The following is a 22,037-nucleotide window of genomic DNA, read 5'->3' as shown; positions in this document are numbered from 1 at the left end:
TGCTCAGCCTTCCGCCGCCACTTTCCTGATCCGCTCCACCATCGCGCGCACCCCGTTTGAGCGTTGGGCCGACAGATGGTCATTCAACCCCAGCCGCGCCAGTTCCGCCTGGGCATCGACCTGAAGCACCTGAGCCAGCGTCAACCCGGAATACAGGCTGTGCAGCACGGCAATCAATCCGCGCACGATCATCGCGTCACTGTCACCCTGAAAGTCGAAGCGTCCGGCCTCGATCACCGGGCGCAGCCAAACTTGGCTGGCGCAGCCCTGCACCTTCAGGGCGGGCACCTTGAACATGTCGTCCAGCGCGGGCATCGCCTTGCCAAGTTCGATGACATGGCGATAGCGCTCCTCCCAGTCATCGAGGAATTCAAAGGTATCGGCGAGGTCTTCGAAGGCTTGGCTGGCCATGGGCGTCTCCTGTGGGTGACAGGTAGCCTTGCTGTGCGCCAAGGTAAAGGCTCGGCTTTTCAAATGCCGCAGCTTGGGCTACCCAAGGGGAAATGAGGGGGCGGACATGAAACGCGCAGTGGTCTTGGTGACGGTTCTGGGGTTGGGCCTTGCAGGTTGCGGCTTTGGTCAGTCCAAACTCAATCCATTCAACTGGTTCGGCAAACCGCGCTCTGGCGAGACGGTGGCGCTGTACACCCCGCCCGTCGATCCGCGCGGGCTGGTCGACACGATCACCACGCTGAAGGTGGAGCCCGACCCCAGTGGCGTGATTGTACGCGCCACCGGCGTGCCACCTACGCAGGGCTATTGGGACGCAGCACTGGTGCAGTTGCCGGTCGATGGCTCTGGCAAACTGATCTTCGAATTCCGCATCGCCCCGCCCGCTGTCCAGACCCCCGCCGGCACCGAACCCTCACGCGAGGTGACGGTGGCCACTGCAGTCAGCAGCTACACTCTGCAGGATATCAAGGCGATCGAGGTGCGTTCGGCCAAGAACGCCATGACGGCGCACCGTTAACCCAACACGTCCGCCAGCGTGAAGGTGCCATCGGCCAGCAGGAACTCTTCGACATTGGCCACGGTGATCGAACCGGTGTTCAGACCGGTGCTCCACGACAGGGTGACGAAACCCGGTTCGGCAGCGGCCGTTGCGGTGATCTGATCATGGGCCGGTGCGGCTTCCTGCGGACCGACCATGATCCGCAGATCGAGTTGGTCATTGCCCAGCCCGCCGTCCAGCGTGGTGACCAGATCGCCATTGTTGCGCACGGGGGCAAAGATCATGTCGTCGCCCGAACCGGCCAGGATGTGATTGTCACCCTTTCCGCCATAGATCGTGTCGTTGCCGCTGCCGCCATCGACAAGATCATTGCCGTCGCTTTCATAGATGACATCCCGTCCGGCGCCGCCTTTCAGCGTGTCGGCCCCGGTGCCGTCATAGAGCACATCATTGCCCGCGCCGCCGTACATCCGGTCCGTGCCGGTGCCGGCGTAAAGCGAATCGTTGCCGGCATCGCCGTACAGGCGGTTGGTGCCGCCGATGCTGTAGATCGCGTCCCCGTCCGCCCCGCCGTGCAACCAGTTCAGGCCGACATCGCCGTAAAGCGTATCCGCCCCCAGCCCGCCCCACAGCACGCCGCCGCCTGCGCCGCCAAAAAGCTGGTCCGTGCCTCCCCCGCCGAACAGCTGATCCCGCCCGCCGTCGCCCCACAGCATGTCGTTGCCCGCCCCGCCATAAAGCCAATCCAGCCCGGTGCCGCCATACACCTTGTCGTCGCCGCCATAGGCGAGGATCGTGTCATTGCCAGAGGTGCCGATCAGCGTGTCGGGGCCGGGAGTACCGGGAATCGGTTGAACCATGATTCAAAAGTCCTGCGCAGCGGAGGCTGAATGCAACCGCACTATGCGCCAAACCCGTGAATTTTCAACCGGGTCGCCGGGCCGTCCGGCTTAAAGCCGAACCACCCGCACTTCGCTGCCCTTGGCCGAGAGGGCAATCTCGCCCCGGCACAGGCGCAGGGCGTCGTCGCCAAAGGCTTCCGCCCGCCAGCCGGTCAGGGTTGGCACATCGCGCTGCCCCGCCGCAATGGCGTCCAGATCCCCCGAAGAGGCGATCAGCCGCGCGGCAACCCCAAGGCTTTCCGACTTCGCCTTCAACAGCACGCGCAGCAGGTCTGCCAGTGCGGGATTGACCTGCAACTGTTCACGGCTGATGTCGGGTTTCGGCAGATCCTCGGGCTTCATCTCCATACCGGCCTTCACGGCGGCGATGATGCCATCGGCGATCTCGGACTTGCGACCTTCGCGCATCAGAAGCCGCGAGCGACCCAGTTCCTCGTGGTTGGTGGGCCGGGTCGAGGCCAGCTCCAGCAAGGCGTCATCCTTCATCACGCGCGAGCGCGGGATGTTGTGGGTCTGGCAATAGGTCTCGCGGAAGCGGGCGAGTTCCTTCACGACGGCGAGAAACCGGCCCGAGGTGGTGCGGGTCTTGATCCGCAGCCAGGCTTCTTCGGGGCGCGTGGTGTAGGTTTCGGGGTCCAGAAGGATGCCCAATTCCTCGGCTACCCAGGACTGGCGGTTGTTCTTGGCAATCTGGGCGGCCAGCCATTCGTAGATCTGCCGCAGATGAGTGACATCGGCCACCGCGTATTCCGCCTGCGCCTGCGTCAGGGGGCGGCGTGACCAGTCGGTGAAGCGCGAGGTCTTGTCGAGATCGGCTTTGGCGATCTTTTTCACCAGCGTCTCATATCCCACCTGTTCGCCAAAGCCGCAGACCATGGCGGCAATCTGGGTGTCAAACAGCGGAACCGGGAAGCAGTTGCCCTCGACGAAGAAGATTTCCAGGTCCTGCCGGGCGGCGTGGAAGACCTTGACGGTCGCGGTGTGACGGAACAGATCGTAAAGCGGTTCCAGCGACATGTTGGGACCCTCGATCGGGTCGACCAGCACCGCCTCACCATCCTTGCCGGGCAAAGCCATCTGGATCAGGCAGAGTTTCGACCAGAACGTGCGTTCGCGCAAGAATTCCGTGTCGATCGTCACGTAGTCATGGGTTTTGGCGATGGCGCAGAAGGCAGCGAGGTCTTCTGTCGTGGTGATGGTGCGCATGGGCTGGCTTTCACAGAGGGCGGGTTCGTCCCGCCCTTCCGCTATAGGTTGCTTGGCACGGAATGGAAAGAGTTCGCCTGCGGCGTGCCGGACACGGGGGGGCTGCCGCCCCCCCGTACCCCCCTGCCCCAAGGGGGGCACGCCCCCCTTGGGGAACCCCGTGGATATTTGCGCAAGTCTGAAAGGGTCAGCGGATGCGTTGGCCCTGGATGTCGAACAAGAGGGCGCGGGCGGAGTCGAAGCTGGCAGAGAGGGACTGGCCGGGGCGCAGGGCGCGTCCATCCTCGACAGCGATGGTCAAGACCTGGGCGGAAGCCCCCTGGCGGGCATAGGCAAAGGTTTCGCCGCCAAGTTGTTCGACGATTTCGATGGTCAGGTTCAGGCTGGCGGCGCCCCCGCGCTTGAAGATATCAGGGCGCAGGCCGAGGGTGACCTCGGCCCCCTCAGACAGCCGGGTGACGATCGGCGGCAGCGGCAGGGTCTGGTTCAGTTCGGGCAGGGTCAGGCTTGATCCCGCAACCACGGCCTTGAGGAAGTTCATCTTAGGGCTGCCGATGAAGCCCGCGACAAACAGGTTGTCGGGATTGTCATACAGGTCCAGCGGCGCGCCGACCTGTTCGACGCGGCCTTCGCGCATCACCACGATCTTGTCGGCAAGGGTCATCGCCTCGATCTGGTCGTGCGTCACGTAGATGATCGTGGCCTTCAGCTCTTGATGCAGGCGGGCGATCTCGATCCGCATATGGACGCGCAGTTCGGCATCCAGGTTCGACAGCGGTTCGTCGAACAGGAACACCTGCGGTTCGCGCACGATGGCGCGGCCGATGGCGACGCGCTGGCGTTGGCCGCCCGACAGATCCTTGGGCTTGCGGTCCATCAAGGCCCCAAGGCCGAGGATCTTGGCGGCGGCATCGACGCGCTGGGTGATTTCCTGTTTCGAGGCGCCGGCGAATTTCAGCGCGAAGCCCATGTTTTCGCGCACGTTCATGTGCGGGTAAAGCGCGTAGGACTGGAACACCATCGCAATGCCGCGCTGGCTGGCGTCAACCTCGTTGACCCGGCGCGAACCGATGGTCAGATCGCCGCCGGTGATCGTCTCCAACCCGGCGATCATCCGCAACAGGGTGGATTTACCGCAGCCCGAGGGGCCGACGAAGACGACGAATTCCTGCGGAAGGATCTCAAGGTCGACGCCTTTGATCACCTCGACGGCGCCGTAGGCTTTGCGCAGGCCTTTCAGGGTCAGTCCGGACATGGCTACTCCGCTGAGATCTGGGTGACCGACACGCCGAGGCGGTCACTGGTGACGGTGATGGTGATTTCGCCCTTGCCGGTGGCCTGCACCCAGAAGCCGGTGGACCCGGCACGCAAGGGCACGAAGCCCGGTCCGATCCGGCGTCCGGCCCCGGTGACGGTGATCGAGACGGGTTCGGGAAAGAAGGGCAGCTTGTGGCCGGCCTGATCCAGCGCGCGCACCATCACCCGCACCGCGTCATGCGGCCCGATGCGGCTGGCATCGGAGACGACCTGCAGGGTGGTGGCCACAGGATCCGAAGCATAAGTCAGATGCGCAACTGCCGTGCCGCCGACAAAGCCCGTGATTGTCGCATGTTCCCAAGACATACCCCACAGCCCCAACTCGTCCTTGGTGAAATGGCGTTGATCGAGAATGACGGGCGGGTGCGGCAAATGCGGGAAGCGGTCCCGATCAGGGCCGACGCGTTTGGGCGGATGGTTGCCGTAGCGCAGTTCGACCTCGTCGCAGTTGGTCAAGATCAGCAAGGGCAGGACGCCGCCGATGTTGCGCTCGCCCCGCGCCCAGAAGGTCACGGGTTGCAGGATGATCCCCTCGGCGGGTTCGGATTGGCTGGCATAGGCGTAACCTGCAAATTTCGGCTCACGGAACATGTCCATCACGCCGTGGTGGCAGATGCGGTCGCCGGCGCCGAAATCCTTGTGGGTGTTGTAGTCAAAGGCGCACCAGCCGATGGCGCCCGCGATCTGCGGGTCACCATACATGGCGTTCAGCACGTCAAGGTGGCGGATGACGTGTTCGGCCTGCCGCTGTTCCTGATCGTGGCTTTTGGTCGGGTACATGTGGCCACCGTATTCGGTGATCATGTAAGGCACGACATCCGGCCGCCCTGTGACCTCTTGCTGAGGCCGCAGCGGGGTTCTTGGCCGGTTGCCGCCCTGCTCCTCATTCCCGAGGATGAAGTCATTCATCGTGTAGACGTCTTCGAGCAGTTCGGAGTCCGTGATGTATCGCACGCCGCCCGTCGGGCGGGTGGTGTCCAGCGACTTGGCCATGGCATTGGTGGCCACGTAGAAATCGTGGTTGTCCTGACTTTCGTTGATGCGCACACCCCAGATCACGATGGAAGGATGGTTCCAGTCCCGCGTGATCATGTGACGGACATTTTGCACCGAGGCGGCCTGCCACGCCGCATCGCCGATATGCTGCCAGCCGGGAATTTCCTCGAACACCAGAAGGCCCAACTCGTCGCAGCGGTTCAGGAAATGCGTGCTCTGCGGGTAGTGCGAGGTGCGCACCATGTTTACCCGCAACTCATGCTTCAAGATCTCCGCATCGCGCTCCTGCGCCGCTTTGCCCAAGGCATAACCGATGTAGGGGAACGACTGGTGCCGGTTCAGACCCCGCAGTTTCAGCGCCTTGCCGTTGAGGTGGAAGCCCTGGGCCGTAAATGCGACGTCGCGAAAACCGAAGCGGGTGGCGTGGGTGTCTTCGCCCTGCGCTGTCGCAAGGGTCAGGTCCAGCGTGTAAAGCGCGGGTGTTTCAAGGCTCCACAGGGTCACGCCGGGGGCTGCGAAGGTCAGGGTGACTTCGGGGGCTGCGGCAACAGTGCTGGATGCCACAACGGCGCCCGACCCATCCTTCAACAGGGCCGTCAGCGTGCCCGACAGCGCCAGACCTTGCGGATTGCCCAGCCAGACCCGGGCAGAGACTTGGGGCCGGGTCAGCACATCGGGGGTCTCGACCTTGACCTTCTCGATGAAGACCGGGGTCGTCACTTCCAGCCAGGCTTCGCGGTAAATGCCGGCATAGGTCAGATAGTCGATCACGCCGCCAAAGGGCGGGATCGCAGGATTTTCCGTGCCGTCGATCAGCACATTCACATGATTGACGCCGGGTTTCAGATGTGGCGTCAGGCGAGCCACAAACGGCGTGTAGCCATCGGCATGGGCAGCGATGTCGACACCATTCAGGCGGACCTTGGCATTTGCCATCGCCCCGTCAAAGCGCAGACTGACCTCGCGGCCTTCCCATGACGGATCATTGGTGATCGCCTTGTCATAGGTGAAGGGACGCTGATAGGCCTTCTCGTCGAAATACGAGAACGGCAGTTCAACCGCATTGTGCGGCAGGCGCACACGGTCGCGCCCTTCGAACAGCCAGTCCTCGTTGAAGTCAGTCAGGATGCGCATTTCAAACCTTATTTGACGGAGCCGAGCATGCCTTCGACGAAGCGACGCTGCAGCAGGAAGAAGACCAGAACGGTCGGCAGGGTCGCCAGAACATTGGCGATCATGATCAGGCCGTAGTCGGGGGTATAAGCGGATGCCAAGGAAGCCACCTCCAAAGTGATTGTTTTCATTTCATTTTGTTGCACGACCATCAGCGGCCAAAGGTAAGCGTTCCAGTTCGACATGAAGACGATGATCATGGCGGCGGCATAGGTTGAACGCATGACGGGGATGTAGATATAGACGAAAACTTGCCATTCCTTCAGCCCGTCCAACAGGGCGGCATCGCGCAACTCGTGCGGGAAGGCCTTGGTGTTCTGGCGGAAGTAGAAAATCATGAAGATGGCGGCGATGCCGGGCAGCATGATGCCAAGATAGGAATTCATCAGCCCCGCGCGCGAGAACATCATGAACAGGGGCACGATCAGCGCGGCGAAAGGGACCGACAGCAGCAGCAGCAAGCCGCCGAAAATCCGGTCGCGCGTTTTCGACTTGAAGATCTCGAACCCGTAACCGGCCAGCGACGTGACGGTCAGCGTCAGCAACGTCCCGGTGATCGACACGACGGCCGAGTTGAAGAACACCCGCAGCACATCGGCAGAAGCAAAGAATTTGGTGATGTTCTCGACCAGGTGGCTGCCGAAAGTGGCCTTGCCGCCGGTGATCTCGACCGCCGTGTTGGTGGCACCGACCACCATCCAGTAGAAGGGAAAGACCGAGATGAAGGCCGCCAGCCACATCAGGGCTTGGGACGACAGGCTCAGGATCAGGGCTATGGGATTTCTCATCTTAGCGATCCTTCGCCACCTGGAACTGAATCCACGACAGGATGCCGACGATGATCACGATCAGCCAGGACACCGTGGCCGCGTAGCCGTAGTTCGGCACGAACTTGAACAACAGGTTGTAGATGTAGAGCGACAGCGTCAGCGTCGAATCCGCCGGCATCCCCCCGGCACCTGCGCTTGCGGTGATCGTGTTGACCTCGTCGAACAGCTGCAACGTGCCGATGGTGGACAGAACCGTGGTGAACAAGATCACCGGCTTCAACATCGGGATGGTGATGCGGGTGAAGCGCGCCCAAGGCGGCACGCCGTCGATCCGCGCGACCTCGTACATCGAGGGGTCGATGTTCTGCAGGGCGGCCAGATAGAAGACCATGTTGTAACCGGTCCAGCGCCAGGTGATGGCCAGAATGATCAGAACCTTGGCCCAGAACGGGTCGATCATCCAGCCGATGGGGGCGCTGATCACATGCAGCGCCATCAGCGTGTCATTGACCACGCCATCCGAGGCGAACATCGATTTGAACAGCACCGAATAGGCGACAAGCGAGGTGACGCAAGGCAGGAAGATCGCGGTGCGCAAGATGGCGCGGCCACGCAGGCGCGGGTTGTTCAGCGCCACCGCAAACAGCAGCGCCAGAACGATCATGATCGGCACCTGCACGACCAGAAAGATCAGCGTGTTGGACAGGGCGTGCTGAAACACCGGGTCCTTGGTCAGCCGGATGATGTTGGCAAAGCCGCCGAAGTGGAAGGCAAGACCCTTGCCGGTCTGCACGCTCATCCACAGCGACCAGAAGATCGGATAGATCATGAACAGGCCCAACAGGATCATGGCCGGGGCGATGAAGGCCCAGCCAGCCCAACTTTCCCGCACGCCCGTGACGCCTTTTGCCATGATCATTCCCTGATGCAGCAGCCCCCGTTCGGGGTCCAGACCGCCGCGGCCCGCAGGGGTCGCGGCGCAGGCCCGGCCCTGACGCCGGTGTTGGCAGGACCGCTTTCGGGGTCCCCGACCTGACCGCAGTCACATCAAGGACCCTTCCGGCGGGAGGAACGCCTTACTGCATTTGCTGCGCGACCTGCGCGTCGATCGCAGAGATCGCAGCGTCGATGTCACCACCGGCCACAAGGCCCGGCAGTTGCGCGGTCACGGCAGCGTCCGCCTCGTTGGTGAAGATGCCGTAGTTCACGCCCGGGATCTTGGCTTGCCAATCCGAGAAATCTGCCCAGACGGCCTGCCCCCCGAAGTAGTCATCCTTGGCCGAATAGGCCGCGCCATCACGCGCCGGCAGGAAGGACGAGAAGGCGCCCTGCCCCACCAGGATCTTCTGGTAGAAGTCGACGTCCGATGCCCATTCGGTTTTCAGGAAGTCGATCGCCGCATCCTTGGCCGGGGCCGAGGACAAGACGTACCAGCTTGACCCGCCCAGGTTGGAATAATGGGTCGCCCCATCCACGCCCGCCAGCTTCGGCGTCGGCGCCACGGCCCATTTGCCGGACATGTTGTCGCCCTTGATGCCGCCAGTCATCCACACGCCGGTGAAGACGCCCGCCACATCGCCGTTGTTGAAGGCGCCGGTATAATCACCCCAGCCCGATACAGGCTTATAAAGCTCCTTGGTCTGCAGCATCTTGACCCAGGTGGACAGTGCGGCTTTGAAGACCGGGTTGCCCTTGATATTGGCCGAACCATCCGCCTTGAAGTACCACGATCCGGCCGATTGCATCATGATGCGGATCGCACCCGCGTCGTTCTGGTCGATCGAGAAGAGCGGCTTGCCGGTGGCTGCGAAGACCTTCTTGCCAATCTCGATCACCTGATCCCAGGTGATGTCCTTGAGGTCATCGGCCTTGTAGCCGGCCTTTTCCAGAAGGTCAGAGCGGTAGAACAAACCCGAGACGCCCGAGTCGAAGGGCAGCGAATAGGTCTTGCCGTCCACCGTGGCCAGTTCAACCTTGTAGGGGGCGAACTTGGTATAATCGATCTTGTCGGTCAGCGGCTCGAAGGCACCGGGGAAGGACAGAAGGTATTTCTTGGCACCATAGTCTTCGATCAGAACGATATCCGGCAGACCCGCCGTCTGACCCGAGGCCAGTTGCGTCTGCAGCTTCTGTTCAAGGTCGGCCTTGGCGAAATCCACGACCTTGATGTTCACGTCCTTGTGGGTGGCGGTATAGCGCGAGATGGCCTCGTTCATCGCGGCGCCGTTGAATTCCGGGGCCCAGCACCAGACCGTGACGTCGGTGGCCAGCGCCATGGTCGCGGTCAACAGTTGCAGGCCCGCTGCGGCGAGAACGCTTGTGCGCAGGCTAAAACCGAAAGGCTTCATGTCATTCCTCCCAAAATGCGGGGCCTATTTTCCCCGTCCGGGAAAGGCTAGCCGAGCGGAAAAATTCTGTCAAATTTTTTAGTAAAAATTTATTCGCCGCATCGCAGCAGAGCGATGGCAGCAATCCGCGATCAGTTATGCCCCTTGGCACTGCCGCGCCAGATCATCCGCGCGGCAAGAACCGTGTGCTTGGCGATCTGCCGGCCACCGATCCGCTCCATCAGCATATCCACGGCCGTCTCGCCGATTTCGGCGGCAGGCAGATGCACGGTGGACAGTGGCGGGTTGAGAAACTGCGCCACCGAGATATCGTTGAACGAGGCCACTGCAATGTCATCGGGAATGCGCAGGCCCAATTCGTGAATGGCGCGGTAGGCGCCCACGGCCATGTTGTCGTTGCAGCAGATCAACGCCTCGGGCCGGTTGGGCCGCGACAGCACGGATTGCGTCAGACGATAGCCGGATTCCTCGGTGTTCCAGTCGATCTGGCAGATGTCGGGGTCATAGATCCCGGCCGCCTCCATCCACTCGACATAAGCCATGTGGCGCTTTTCGCGGGCTCGGAAGATGCCTTTGTCATTCCTGATCTGCCAGCCGACAAAGCCGATCCGCCGATAGCCAGAGGCGTGCAATGCGGCCAGAAGCCGTCGCATCGCGATGGTGAAATCACTTTGCACGGCGTCAATCTCGTCGTCGGGCGGGGCATAGTCGGCAAAGACCAGATGCTTGGCGTGGGCCTTGAGGAAGGCGATATGGTCCTCCTCCAGCATGCCGATGGCGATGACACCCGACGCGGCGGCAATGATCTCGGGGTCGGGCAGCGATTCCGAGTGGTAAACTTTCACCGTCTCAACCCGCAGCGCGGCGCAGCGGCTTTCGATGCCCAGCCGCATGGCGACGTAATAGGGGTCGGCAAATTCCTGATCGGGGCGCAGGAAGTGGACCAGCACGATCTTGGTCGGGCTTTCCTCGCGGTCGGCCTTGGCCTTCTGACGGGCGCGGGGCGTGGCATAGGACATCGCCTCTGCGGTCTCGATGATCGACTGGCGGGTCTGCGGTGAAACCGACAGCGTCGCATCAAAATTCAACACCCGCGACACGGTGGCCTGAGAGACGCCGACGGCATTGGCAATCTGTTTCAGGGTCACCATGACATTGGTCTTTCCGGGGTTCGTGTTTTGTCCGGTCTTTGAATGACACGAAGACACCGCCCCGCGCAATGGCCGGGATGCCACAGGTCGACGCGGGGCCGGTCAGAAGTTGGTCCTCTCGCCCCCCTTCAGGCCCAGAATCTCGCGCGCTTCGTCGGGCGAGGCCACCTCACAACCCAGATCCTCGACGATGTGGCGGATCTTGGCGACCTGTTCGGCATTCGACGTGGCCAACTTGCCGCGCGCGATCTGTAAACTGTCCTCCAGCCCGACCCGCACGTTGCCGCCCATCTGGCTGGCGGTGGTCGCCAAGGACATTTGCGCGCCACCCGCGCCAAGGACGGACCAGCGGTAATCGTCGCCAAACAGCCGGTCGGCAGTGCGCTTCATGAAGATCAGGTTGTCGACCTCTGGCCCGATGCCGCCCAGGATGCCGAAGATGAACTGGATGAAGATCGGCGCCTTGAACAGCCCGATGTCCATGCAGAACCGCAGGTTATACAGGTGCCCGACATCATAGCATTCATGTTCGAACTTGATGTCGTGCGGCGCGAGGGTCTTTGCCACATTGGCAATATCGCGGAAGGTGTTGCGGAAGATATAGGTGTCGGAATTCTCGACATACTCTTTCTCCCAGTCGAACTTCCAGCTGTCGTAGCGCTTGGCCAGCGGATGAAACGAGAAGTTCATCGACCCCATGTTCAGGCTGCACATCTCGGGCGAGAAGCGCAGGGCGGGCGCGATGCGCTCTTCGATGGTGTTCTTCAGACTGCCGCCGGTGGAGATGTTCACCACCGCTCCCGTCGCCTGCTTGATGCGGGGCAGAAAGGCCGCGAAATCCTCCGGGTTGATGGACACGCCCCCATCCGCGGGCCTGCGCGCGTGCAGATGCAGGATCGCCGCGCCCGCGTCAGCCGCGGCAATCGCCTGAACCGCGATGTCGTCTGCCGTGTAAGGCAGCGCGTCCGACATGGTGGGGGTGTGGATCGCCCCGGTGATGGCGCAGGTGATGATCGTCTTGGGGCGCTTGGCCATGGCTCAGTCCTTGCCAGAAGTCGGTGCGGTGTCGGTGAATTTGATGCGGTAGCCCACCGGGAACAGCGACCAGCCAAACCGCTCTGCCGCATAGCCCCACAGGCCCTTGGGGGCCGCCAGCATGATCACAATGGCCAAGGTGCCCAGTAACAGCAGGTAGATCGTGCCATAGTCCGCCAGAAACTGCCGCAGCAGGAAATAGACCACGGTCCCGACAATCGGCCCCTCGATGGTGCCGATGCCGCCGATGACGACGATGAAGATCACAAAGGCCGTCCAGTCGTTGACGCTAAAGGACGCATCCGGCGAGACGCGCAGTTTCTGCAATGCAATCAACGCCCCGATCATCGCCGTCAGCCCCGCCACAACGATGTACAGCACATGCTTGACCGAGCCGATCCGGATGCCCAGCGACGTCGAAGCGACCTCGCTGTCGCGGATTGCGGTCAGGGCCAGCCCGATGCGCGAGCGCAACAGCAGGTAGACCAAGGCCAGACAGCCCGCCCCCAAAGCCAGCGCCACCCAGAAGATCGACGCCTCGCGCAGCCATTTTGCGCCCAGCTGTTTGGTGACTTCGGCCGGCAACGAGATGCCCGATCCGCCCCCCAAGACCGTGGCCTGCGCGGCCACCAGACGAAACACCTCGGCCATCACCCAGCTTCCGATGGCGAAATACGCCCCCTGCAGGCGGAACACCAAAGACGCAACCGGAATGGCGATCAGTGCCGCCGCAATCCCTGCTAGCGGAATGGCCAGAAGCGGGTTCACCCCCAAGAACAGCGCCAGGCAAAAGGTCAGATAGCCGCCCAGACCGACATAGGCCTGCTGGCCCACCGAGACGAGGCCGGTATACCCGGCCAGCAGGTTCCACAGCGTCGCGAGGGCCAGATAGACGGCGAACTCGCCCGCCAGATGCAGGAAGGCGGAAGAGGCCCACCACGGCGCCGCCGCCAGAAGGGCCAGCAGCAGCACGGCGATGGCACCCGCGGCGCGGGAGGTCGGCGTGGAGCGGGAAAGGCTGAATTGGGTCATCCGTCCATCCTCGGAAACAGGCCGCGCGGTTTCAGCGCCAGGATCAGCAGGAAGGCGACGTGGCCTGCAAGGATCTGCCAACCGGGGTCAATGGCCGCGCCAAGGCCTTGGGCCACGCCCAGGATCACCCCGCCCGCCAGCGTCCCCCACAGGTTGCCAAGCCCGCCGATGATCACCGCCTCAAAGCCGAAGATCAGCCGGCCCGGCCCCATGAAAGGGTCGAAGTTGGAGCGGATCGCAAGGAACACGCCCGCAATCGCCACGACACCAAGGCACAGGGCCATCGCCCAGGCATAGACCTTGCGGCGGTCCAGCCCCATCAGTTCAGCAATCTCGGCATCGTCCGAGGTGGCGCGGAAGGCGCGACCCAAGGCCGTGTTGTAAAACAGGTACTGCAACCCCGCGATGACCGCCACGGCCGTGCCGAACATCAGTGCCGGCAAAAGGCCGATGGAAATGCCGCCAAGGGTCACCGAAGCCGTCTCCAGCGCGCCCGCATCCAGCTTGCGGCTGTCAGCCGTGAAGACGGCCAGCAACCCGTTCTGCAGGATCACCGACAGGCCGAAGGACACCAGCAGCGGCGGCAGAAGGTCGCCGCCAAGGGTGCGGTTCAGGATGCCGCGTTGCAGGGCATAGCCGAAGGCGGCCATGATCGGCACCACGAACACCAGCGCCAGAAGCGGCGGCAGGCCGGTCAGCTTGATGACCTCCATCGCGATATAGGCGGCCAGCACGATCAGGTCGCCATGGGCAATGTTGACCAGCCGCATCACGCCGAAGATCAGCGACAGGCCCGCGGCGAACAGCGCATAAAGGCCGCCAACAAGGACGCCTTGCAGGATTGTGTTCAGAATATCCATCTTAGGTCCCGAAATAGGCGGCAGAGATGGCGTCGCGGGAATGATCCCCCGGACGCCCGGCCAACGACACCCGCCCCTCGGCAAGGCACAGGAACTGGCTGGCCGACCCCAAGGCGCGGGTGACGTCCTGCTCGACCAGAATGGCGCTCATCCCCTGCCCGGTGATCTTGGGCAGTTGGGCGTAGATGTCCTTGATGACGATGGGCGCCAGGCCCAGCGAAAGCTCGTCAAACAGCACCAGATCGGGGTTCGACATCAGCGCCCGCCCGATGGCCACCATCTGCTGTTGCCCACCCGACAGGCTGGTGGCGGGCTGGTTGCGCTTTTCCTTCAGGATCGGGAACAGATCGTACAGCGTCTTCAGGCTCCACGGCCCCTTGCGTCCCACCTGACCGCCCAGGATCAGGTTCTCCTCGACCGACAGCGATTTGAACAACCGCCGCCCTTCCGGCACCAGTGCAATGCCCATGGCGACGGTCTGGCTGCCCGGCTGGCCGGTGATATTCTTGCCGTTCCAAGTGACGCTGCCCGCCTTGGGCGAGACCAGTCCGCAGATCGACTTCAGAAGCGTCGACTTCCCCGCCCCGTTGGCCCCGATCAAGGCCAGCACCTTTCCCGGCTCCAAGGCCAGCGACACGCCATGCAAGGCCTTGAAATCACCGTAGAAGCTTTCGATGTCCTGAACGTGCAGCCCCTCAGACATGCTCTTCCGCCCCCATGTAGACCGATTGCACATCCTTGGACGCCAGAACCTCCGCCGGCAACCCATCGGCAATCTTGCGACCGAAATCCACCACCACCAAGCGCTGCGCGACCGACAAAAGTGCATGCACGACATGCTCGATCCAGACGATGGTCACGCCCGTCGAATGCACCTCGCGGATGGCATCCAGCAGGGACAGACATTCGCGTTCGGTCAGCCCACCGGCGATTTCATCCAGCAAAAGCAGGGCGGGATCGGTGGCAAGCGCCCGCGCCATCTCCAGCCGCTTGCGCTCCAGCAGGGTCAGCGCGCCGGCCCGGTCATTGGCGCGGCGCGCAAGGCCTGTCAGGCGCAGCACCTCTGCCGCGCGCCCCTCTGCCCCCTGCGCCGAGGGTCGGCCAAAGGTCGCCCCGACCAGAATATTCTCATACACCGTCATGCCATTGAAGGGATGCGGGATCTGGAAACTGCGCGAAATCCCCATGCGGCAGCGGGCCGAGGCGTCCAGCGCGCTGACATCCTGCCCCTTGAACATGACGCGCCCGGCATTGGGCTTCACGGTGCCCGCGATCAGATTGAACAGCGTGGTCTTGCCCGCGCCGTTGGGGCCAAGGATGCCCACGATCTCGCCAGCGGCCACGGTCAGGGACACATCATCCGTGACCCGCAGCGCACCATAGCTTTTCGACAGGTTTTCCAGAGATAACAGGGTCATGCGCCAGCTTCTTCTATCGCAGACCGTGCGGGACAAACCGGTTCCCCGGTGTCCCTGATCTGCTTTTGGTGGGCCGGGAGCCCAAGGGCTCCCGGCATGTCATCAGGCCAGAAGTTTCAGATCGCCGGTGACCGGGATCTGCGGGTTCTGCTTGTTGTTGACGATCTTCAGCTCCAGCTTGCCGTCCACCCGTTGCCACTGACCGCCCGCCAGCGGGGTCTTGGTCACGTTCTTGACAGGCCCATTGGCCCAGTTGATCGGCCCGACCAACGTGTTGAGGTTGGTCTTGGTGATGGCATCCATGATCGCGGCCTTGTCGCCCAGATCTGCCGCGCGTTTGATCACATCCAGACCGACTTCGAAGATCGCATGGCTGAAGCCCAAGGTGGCCGTCCACGGCTTGCCGGTGTCCTTGACATAGGCCGCGCCAAAGTCCTTGGCCGACTGGCCGGTCAACGACGAGGAATAGGGGTAATCCGGCGTCCACCAGACTTCCGTGGTCAGCCCATCCCCCCGATCGCCCAGCGCATCCACCGAAGCCGGGAACAACAGCGCCTTGCCGATGGTCGCGACTTTCGGCTTGAAGCCCTGTTGCGCGGCCTGCGCCCAGAAGGTTGCGAAATCCGGCGGGATCATCACGCCCGTCACAATCTCGCAGCCCGCCGCCTTGAAGGCGGAAATCTGGCTGGTGAAGTCATTGTTCAGGGGCTGATAGCGGCCCGGATCGGTCAACGTGTAACCCGCCGCGGCCAGCGGGCCCGGCAGACCCAGTTTCGCATCGCCCCAGGCATTGCCATCGGCGTCATTGGGGAACAGGCCACCGATCTTCTTGGCAGCCCCCGAGGCGTCCCACATCGCGGTGTAGTTCGCGATGATATCCTCAAGCCCCCAGAAGAAGTGGTAGGTGTAGTTGAAGCCGACATCCGGCTTGCCACCCCGACCGAAGAAATAGGGCTGCCACGGGGCGTTGGTGGAAATGCAGGGGATCTCGTTCAACTCGCATTGGTCGGCCACCGGGTTGGTGGTGTCCGGCGTGGCGTGGGTCAGCATCAGCTGCACGCCCTCATTCAGGATCAGATCCTGCGCGACTTGGGCAGCGGTGTTGGGGTTGGACTGGCTGTCCTTGGTGATCAGCTGGATCTGCACCGGCTTGCCGTTGTTCTGCAGACCGGCCAGCGCGTCCTTCAGACCGGCAATGATCCAGTCCTGCGCCTCGCCGAAGCCGGCCAGCGGGCCGGTGGTCGGCGCCACAAAGCCAACCTTGAAAACCGCATCCGCCGCCGAAGCGCGGGTGGCGCGCAACAGCGCCGGAGCCGCGATCAGACCGCCGGTCGTGGCGATGAACTTGCGTCGTGTGTAGGTGAAGTGAGCCATTCTTTCCTCCCAGAGTGAATGTTGAACCTGCCCGGTCTTGTGTCGTGTCCTGCCGCCGGGTCAGAGATTTGGTCCTGCGCCACCTGACGATACAGGAGGGGCAGAATTTCGCTAAGAAAAGACAGTTCCTCGCGCGCATGCCGGTGCAGGCGACGGGCAAGGTCCGCCGTAACGTGTTCGTGCCGCAGGGCGCGGGCGACGTCGGCGGGGATCGGATGATCCCGATCCCGGCTTTCGATATGGCCCAGCAAGAAGTTCGACTGCATCTCGCAGCCCTGCGTGGTGTTCGTAACAACCTGGGTCATCAGGCCAAGATCGACCGGCGTCCCCAGCAGCCCAATCCGCGCACAGATCGCCACACCGTTCAATCGCGCATGGTCGGCAGGCTGGAAAAACGCCGCCGGGTCGCAGAAATGCAGGCGCAGCTTGCAGACCGGGCGGTCGGAACCGCCAAGATAGATATGTGCCAGACGCAAGGTCCCGTCCCGGGCGTTCCCCGTCCGCCCTTTCAAGCCCCAGACCAGATGGTCTGCCCGATGCCAAAGCGCGTGCGGCGCGGTCTCGTCCAGATGGCCGAACCACCCTTCCACCATCCGGGCCTTCACCCCGGGAATCCGTGTCCGCGCACAGACGGTCCTGAAGCCATCGTCATAGTCGACGACGCCGGTTTCCATCCCGATATGGCCGGGCTTCAGAAGGTCCATCCCCTGGTCAAAGCGCATCTACCCCTCCAGCACCTTTTCCAGCGCCAGCAAGTGGCTGACCACCTTGGCCCGCAAGGCCGCCGATTGCTCGGGCGTCCAGGTGCGGAACCCCTGTCCCGATTTCATCCCCAACCGCCCCTCCGCCACCATCTGCTGCAACAGCGGCGACGGACCCGGCCTGTTCTCCAGATCAGCCAGCACGGTGTTGTGGATGTCCAGCGTCAGATCGGTGCCGACCAGATCGGCATTCTCCAGCGGCCCCAACACCGTCAACCTGCGCCCGAAGCTGGCCTTGATCACCGCATCGACCGAGGCCGAATCGCAGATGCCCCGCTCCACCAGACTGATCGCCTCGCGCCAAAGCGCATGCTGCAAGCGGTTGCCGATGAAGCCCGGCACATCCTTCTCCACCCGCACCGGCGTTTTCCCGGCCTCTGCCAGCAGGTCCATCGTGGCCTGCATCGCCGCCTCGGACGTGTCCACTGTCCGGATCACCTCCACCAAGGGGATCAGATGCGGCGGGTTCCACCAATGGGTGCCCAAGGCGCGGGTCTTGTCCTTCAAACCTGACATGATCTCGGTGATCGGCATCACCGAGGTGTTGGAGCACAAGATCGCCGTGTCCGGCGCCGAGGCTTCAATTTCCGCAAAGATCGCCTGCTTCAGCGCCATCTTCTCCGGCGCCGCCTCAAACACAAAGGCCGCGCCCCGCACCGCACCCGCCACGCTGTCAAACACCTCGATCCGCTTCAGCACCCTTGCCGTCTCGGCCTCTGACACGCCCATCAGATGCAGACTGTCCGTGACGCGCCCCGGCAAGGCCGCCCGCGCCTCTGGCATCGGATCCGTTACCGCGACATACTGCCCGGCGCGCGCCAAGGTCAGGGCAATGCCATGCCCCATCAGCCCCGCGCCAATCACCGCTGTCTGCAGGTTCTTCATGTCATCCCGCCGTGTAGCCGCCGTCAGCATACAAGATATGCCCGGTGTAAAAGTCACTGGCCTTCGAGGCCAGGAACAACAGCGGCCCCGCCAGATCCTCCGCCTCGCCCAGCCGCCCCTTCGGCACCCGCGCAAGGAACCCCGCCCGCACCGTTCTCGCGTGGTCATTGTCGGCAAACATCCATTCCGTCAGCGGAGACCGGAACACCGTCGGCGCAATGGCATTGACCGTGATCCCCAACGGCCCCAACTCGCAGCCCAGCGCCTTGGTCATCCCATCCACCGCCGCCTTGCTGGCACAGTAGGCCGTATACCCCGCCGGATGCCCCAGCAGTCCCCGGGCCGAGGAGACCAGCACAATCTTGCCCCCCGTCCCCTGCGCCTTCATCTGCACCGTCGCCGCTCGCGCCAGCAGCCAGGACTGCGTGACATTGGCATCCATGACATTCAGGAACGTCTCCGGTGCCATTTCGTCAATCTTGGCCACCTTGTTCATGCCACTGGCCACGACCAGAATATCCAGCCCCCCAAAGGCCTGAACCGCCGCCGCAACCAGCGCCCCGCAAGCCGCCTCGCTGTCGGGCCGGGTGTTCACCTCCACCACCTCGGCCCCGCCCTCGCGGCACTCCGCGGCAATCGCCGCCAGTTCACTGGCCTTCCCGGCCGCCAGCACCAACCGGCACCCGGCCCCTGCCAAGACCCTTGCCGCCACCACGCCAAAAGCGCCCGAGGCTCCGGTGATCAGGGCCACCTTGCCACGTATGTCAAACATCTTCATCGGATCGGGCAAGCTCATGACGGCACCTTTGTCGGATATGGAATAACAACCAGCATCTTGCAGACATGGTTCGAGCGGTTGACGATCTCTCGCACTTCTCCGGGCGCGATGGTGGCTGAATCCATCGGCCCCAGCACCGTCTCCACCCCGCCAGTGATCACCGTCATCATCCCTTCCAGCACGACATAAACCTTCTCGAACGGCGTTGAATCCGGCCCGGCCCCGCCGCCCGGCAGGAATTGGGACAAACCGACCCATTGGTTGACAGGCCCGCCCTCTTCAAACCCCTGCAAGCGCAAGCCCACGACACCACGATGGTTCGGCGCCTCATAGCTCTTGGCATCCTCAAAGCGTTTCACCAGCACGACAACGGCCTCCCAGCCCTTTTCATTTGTTCCTAAATATCCCGGGGGGTGCGGGGGGCTGGCCCCCCGCTCCGCCGCCAAAGACAGTCAGAACGCTTCCCCAGCCTCGATCCGGTAGCCTTGGCTTTTGTCGATCATCGCCACCAGCCGGATGATGCAGCCATCGCCGCGGTCCCAGTTCCACGGGAAGAAGGCAAAGGTGCAGCGCTTGCCGGTCACCGCATCCAGATCACCACCCACGTTTTCAATCCCGAGGATACCGGCCTTGAACAGGATCTGGTGCACCGGCTCCCAATCCGGGAAGTCATCCGCCCAGTCGCGCCCGCCCGACCATTCGAAGTATTCCTTCTTCAGATGCGGTAACAAAGGCCCATTCCTCTGCGGCCCAATCGCGGTGGCCAGCGGGTGGTCATTGGCCTGCGTGTCATGGCCGACGACCTTGACGCCCTTCCTGACCATCCACTCGCCGGCCGAGGGCACGAAACCCGGGCAATAGGCGAAGTAATCGCCGTCTTCATATTGCTTGTGCCACCCGGTGTTGATGATCAGCACGTCGCCGGGGCGGATCGCATGACCGCAGGCGGCCTCCAGATCGTCGCCCGTGATCGGCTCCCACTTCTTCTTCGGGAGCGAAACCACGATCCCGGTGCCGAAGAAATGCGGCAGCGGGACTTCATTGATGAACGGCGTGCCCTGCACCACGTGGGCCGGAGCATCAATGTGGGTCGTCGCGTGCATCGTGGTGGTGATGCGTTGGCTCAGCACGCCCGATTTGGCCATGTAATGGATGCGCTCGATCTGCACGTCCTGAAAATAGGGCCAGTTCGGATGCTGGAACCCGAAACGGTGCGACAGGTTGTAGAACTCCAACCCCATCGAGTTGTCCAGGTTCCCCTGAAATTCAATGCCGCGAACAGTGACCATTTAGGCGCCTCCCCCTTCAAGCGGTCTCATGGGCAAGGTGCCTCCCGCACTATGCCGTCTTGCATGACGGTACATATGCACCACATTGCGGTCAACAGATTCTTGAGATAGCGTACACCTGCACCGCATGGCGGGCTGGAATCGGCCCCGCAGGTCTGGCATAGGGCGCCCATGAACGACGACAGCAAATCCAAAGACGGCATCCAGGTCATTGCCCGCGCAGCAGCGATCCTGCGGGCGCTGAAAGACGGCCAGACCGGCCTGTCCTTGGGCCAGATCGCCGAGAAGGTCGGCCTGCCCCGCTCCACCGTGCAGCGCATCGTGGCGGCCCTGATCGACGAGCGCCTCTTGATGTCGACCCGCTCTGCCGGGGTTCGCCTTGGCCCCGAACTGCAATCGCTGGCCGAGGCTGCGCGTTACAACACCGTCGAGCTCTGCCGCCCGCACCTGACCGCCCTGATGCAGGAAACCGGTGAGACCGTCGACCTGTCCGCCCTGCGTCAAGGCCAGATGGTCTTCCTCGATCAGGTCCAAGGCAGCCACCGCCTGCGCGCCGTGTCGTCCGTGGGCGAGCATTTTCCCCTGACCTCCACCGCGAATGGCCGCGCCGCCCTGTCGATCCTGCCCGAGGATCAGGTGCTGACCCTCGCCCGCGCCGAATGGGGCGATGGCCCCGGCAATCTGCCCCTCCTGCAAGCCCGCCTCGCGCTGGCCCGCAAGCTCGGCTACGCCGAGGACAACGACGACCATACCGAGGGCATCTCTGCCGTGGGCTTCGCCTTCCGGGACTTGGCCGGAGAGACCTTCGCCATCTCGGTCCCGATCCCGACCTCGCGCTATGCCGACCAGCGCAGCAAGATCATCACCGCAATTCTGCAGTTGAAGGCCGAACTGGTGCAGGTGCTGGCCGGCTAGGCTCATTTGGCTTTTGCCAGCACGAAGTCATGTTCGACCAGATGGAAGGGGCCGGACATGCCCTCGGCCTTGATCCTGTCTGGGTCGGTGATCCAGTCGAACTTCGCCATCAGGCTTTTCTTCACACCAAAGACCGCATCGGTGTTGATATAGGGATCATCGGGGTCGAAGATATGGGTGACCAGCGTCTCAAACCCTTGCGCCTCAAGGATATAATGCAGATGCGCCGGGCGGTACGGATGCCGCCCCAAGGCGCCCAGCAGTTTGCCCACCGGGCCATCATCCGGGATCGGATAGAACTTCGGCTTCACCCCCCGGAAAAAATACCGCCCATCGGCGCCTGTGCGGAACACGCCCCGCAGGTTGAAATCCGGCTGGATGCCCTTCTGCTGGACATCATAAAAACCCTCGTCATTGGCCTGCCACACGTCGATCTTGGCCAGATCAATCGGCTGCCCATGCGTATCCAGTATCCGCCCCCGCACCACCATCGGCTCGCCCTTGGCATCCAGACAGATATCCGCACCCATCGGCAATTCCGGCGCATCCGCCACATGGAACGGCCCCAGCACCGTGCTTTCGGAAGCCCCCGAGGGTTTGCGGTTGTTGATCGCGTCCACCAGCATCGACACGCCCATGATGTCAGAGAACAGGATATACTCCTGCCGCCATTCATTGCAGATCTGGCCCGTGGCCGTCAGGAACTGGATCGCCGTCATCCATTCGTCGGTCGTAGGCTCGATCTCTTTCACCGCTGCGTGCAGGTGGCGGGTGATCACTGCCATCACTTCCTTCAGCCGTTCAGACTTCGCCGCCGCATTGCGTGCGATCACAACCTCGGCGCTGTCGCTTTCCGTGAAATATCCCGGTTCCAT

23 protein-coding genes are annotated in these 22,037 nt (G+C 62.9%); 2 read left to right on the top strand and 21 right to left on the bottom strand.

What is annotated here, in order from left to right:
• Positions 1 to 3: 3 nt before the first annotated feature.
• Positions 4 to 411, bottom strand: a complete 408-nt coding sequence (locus AC1Y2B_RS13520; protein ID WP_482253627.1) for a SufE family protein — start codon at positions 409 to 411, stop codon at positions 4 to 6.
• A gap of 106 nt (positions 412 to 517) precedes the next feature.
• Here AC1Y2B_RS13520 and AC1Y2B_RS13515 point away from each other — a divergent pair, with 106 nt between their 5' ends.
• The gene (locus AC1Y2B_RS13515; RefSeq protein WP_482253626.1) at positions 518 to 970 is read left to right on the top strand and encodes a hypothetical protein; all 453 of its coding nucleotides are present in this window, start codon (positions 518 to 520) and stop codon (positions 968 to 970) included.
• On the opposite strand, the gene AC1Y2B_RS13510 is transcribed toward AC1Y2B_RS13515, so the two are convergent.
• From AC1Y2B_RS13510 to AC1Y2B_RS13420, 19 genes are all read right to left on the bottom strand, one after another.
• Positions 967 to 1,812, bottom strand: coding sequence for a calcium-binding protein (locus AC1Y2B_RS13510; protein ID WP_482253625.1), 846 nt, complete (start codon positions 1,810 to 1,812; stop codon positions 967 to 969). The genes AC1Y2B_RS13515 and AC1Y2B_RS13510 overlap by 4 nt on opposite strands.
• A 90-nt stretch (positions 1,813 to 1,902) precedes the next feature.
• Positions 1,903 to 3,060, bottom strand: a complete 1,158-nt coding sequence (rnd, locus tag AC1Y2B_RS13505) for a ribonuclease D (RefSeq protein WP_482253624.1) — start codon at positions 3,058 to 3,060, stop codon at positions 1,903 to 1,905.
• 187 nt (positions 3,061 to 3,247) lie between these two features.
• On the bottom strand, positions 3,248 to 4,315 hold the full coding sequence (locus AC1Y2B_RS13500) for an ABC transporter ATP-binding protein (protein WP_482253623.1): 1,068 nt from the start codon (positions 4,313 to 4,315) through the stop codon (positions 3,248 to 3,250).
• Positions 4,316 to 4,317: 2 nt separating this feature from the next.
• The gene (locus AC1Y2B_RS13495) at positions 4,318 to 6,507 is read right to left on the bottom strand and encodes a glycoside hydrolase family 2 protein (RefSeq protein ID WP_482253622.1); all 2,190 of its coding nucleotides are present in this window, start codon (positions 6,505 to 6,507) and stop codon (positions 4,318 to 4,320) included.
• Between the two features lie 8 nt (positions 6,508 to 6,515).
• Positions 6,516 to 7,334, bottom strand: a complete 819-nt coding sequence (locus AC1Y2B_RS13490; protein WP_482253621.1) for a carbohydrate ABC transporter permease — start codon at positions 7,332 to 7,334, stop codon at positions 6,516 to 6,518.
• Position 7,335: 1 nt separating this feature from the next.
• On the bottom strand, positions 7,336 to 8,229 hold the full coding sequence (locus AC1Y2B_RS13485; protein ID WP_482253620.1) for a carbohydrate ABC transporter permease: 894 nt from the start codon (positions 8,227 to 8,229) through the stop codon (positions 7,336 to 7,338).
• A gap of 163 nt (positions 8,230 to 8,392) precedes the next feature.
• Complete coding sequence (locus AC1Y2B_RS13480) at positions 8,393 to 9,664, bottom strand: ABC transporter substrate-binding protein (protein ID WP_482253619.1); 1,272 nt, start codon at positions 9,662 to 9,664, stop codon at positions 8,393 to 8,395.
• A gap of 131 nt (positions 9,665 to 9,795) precedes the next feature.
• Positions 9,796 to 10,815, bottom strand: a complete 1,020-nt coding sequence (locus tag AC1Y2B_RS13475; RefSeq protein WP_482253618.1) for a LacI family DNA-binding transcriptional regulator — start codon at positions 10,813 to 10,815, stop codon at positions 9,796 to 9,798.
• Between the two features lie 102 nt (positions 10,816 to 10,917).
• A complete protein-coding gene (gene kce / locus AC1Y2B_RS13470) occupies positions 10,918 to 11,850 on the bottom strand; it encodes a 3,5-dioxohexanoate:acetyl-CoA acetone transferase (RefSeq protein ID WP_482253617.1) in 933 nt (310 codons plus the stop codon).
• A 3-nt stretch (positions 11,851 to 11,853) separates the two neighbouring features.
• Complete coding sequence (locus AC1Y2B_RS13465) at positions 11,854 to 12,882, bottom strand: branched-chain amino acid ABC transporter permease (RefSeq protein WP_482253616.1); 1,029 nt, start codon at positions 12,880 to 12,882, stop codon at positions 11,854 to 11,856.
• On the bottom strand, positions 12,879 to 13,742 hold the full coding sequence (locus AC1Y2B_RS13460; RefSeq protein WP_482253615.1) for a branched-chain amino acid ABC transporter permease: 864 nt from the start codon (positions 13,740 to 13,742) through the stop codon (positions 12,879 to 12,881). The genes AC1Y2B_RS13465 and AC1Y2B_RS13460 overlap by 4 nt, the downstream gene beginning before the upstream one ends.
• A 1-nt stretch (position 13,743) precedes the next feature.
• Complete coding sequence (locus AC1Y2B_RS13455; protein ID WP_482253614.1) at positions 13,744 to 14,445, bottom strand: ABC transporter ATP-binding protein; 702 nt, start codon at positions 14,443 to 14,445, stop codon at positions 13,744 to 13,746.
• The gene (locus AC1Y2B_RS13450) at positions 14,438 to 15,160 is read right to left on the bottom strand and encodes an ABC transporter ATP-binding protein (RefSeq protein ID WP_482253613.1); all 723 of its coding nucleotides are present in this window, start codon (positions 15,158 to 15,160) and stop codon (positions 14,438 to 14,440) included. The genes AC1Y2B_RS13455 and AC1Y2B_RS13450 overlap by 8 nt, the downstream gene beginning before the upstream one ends.
• A 102-nt stretch (positions 15,161 to 15,262) precedes the next feature.
• Entirely contained in the window at positions 15,263 to 16,534 is a 1,272-nt protein-coding gene (locus AC1Y2B_RS13445; protein WP_482253612.1) for an ABC transporter substrate-binding protein, read from the bottom strand.
• Complete coding sequence (locus AC1Y2B_RS13440; protein ID WP_482253611.1) at positions 16,480 to 17,256, bottom strand: DAPG hydrolase family protein; 777 nt, start codon at positions 17,254 to 17,256, stop codon at positions 16,480 to 16,482. Before AC1Y2B_RS13440 ends, AC1Y2B_RS13445 begins: the two co-directional genes overlap by 55 nt.
• Complete coding sequence (locus tag AC1Y2B_RS13435; RefSeq protein WP_482253610.1) at positions 17,257 to 18,180, bottom strand: 3-hydroxyacyl-CoA dehydrogenase family protein; 924 nt, start codon at positions 18,178 to 18,180, stop codon at positions 17,257 to 17,259. It abuts the gene before it with no gap.
• Between the two features lies 1 nt (position 18,181).
• Positions 18,182 to 18,976, bottom strand: coding sequence for an SDR family NAD(P)-dependent oxidoreductase (locus AC1Y2B_RS13430; protein ID WP_482253609.1), 795 nt, complete (start codon positions 18,974 to 18,976; stop codon positions 18,182 to 18,184).
• A complete protein-coding gene (locus AC1Y2B_RS13425; RefSeq protein WP_482253608.1) occupies positions 18,973 to 19,323 on the bottom strand; it encodes a cupin domain-containing protein in 351 nt (116 codons plus the stop codon). Before AC1Y2B_RS13425 ends, AC1Y2B_RS13430 begins: the two co-directional genes overlap by 4 nt.
• Before the next feature lie 87 nt (positions 19,324 to 19,410).
• On the bottom strand, positions 19,411 to 20,247 hold the full coding sequence (locus tag AC1Y2B_RS13420) for a cyclase family protein (RefSeq protein WP_482253607.1): 837 nt from the start codon (positions 20,245 to 20,247) through the stop codon (positions 19,411 to 19,413).
• A 171-nt stretch (positions 20,248 to 20,418) separates the two neighbouring features.
• Here AC1Y2B_RS13420 and AC1Y2B_RS13415 point away from each other — a divergent pair, with 171 nt between their 5' ends.
• The gene (locus tag AC1Y2B_RS13415) at positions 20,419 to 21,162 is read left to right on the top strand and encodes an IclR family transcriptional regulator (RefSeq protein ID WP_482253606.1); all 744 of its coding nucleotides are present in this window, start codon (positions 20,419 to 20,421) and stop codon (positions 21,160 to 21,162) included.
• A gap of 2 nt (positions 21,163 to 21,164) precedes the next feature.
• Here the strand turns inward: AC1Y2B_RS13415 and AC1Y2B_RS13410 are convergent, their stop codons facing one another.
• Entirely contained in the window at positions 21,165 to 22,037 is an 873-nt protein-coding gene (locus AC1Y2B_RS13410; protein ID WP_482253605.1) for an intradiol ring-cleavage dioxygenase, read from the bottom strand.

The organism is Stagnihabitans sp., from assembly GCF_964946895.1.
Note: the sequence above shows the minus strand (reverse complement) of the source record. Positions and strands in the feature narration are given on the sequence as shown.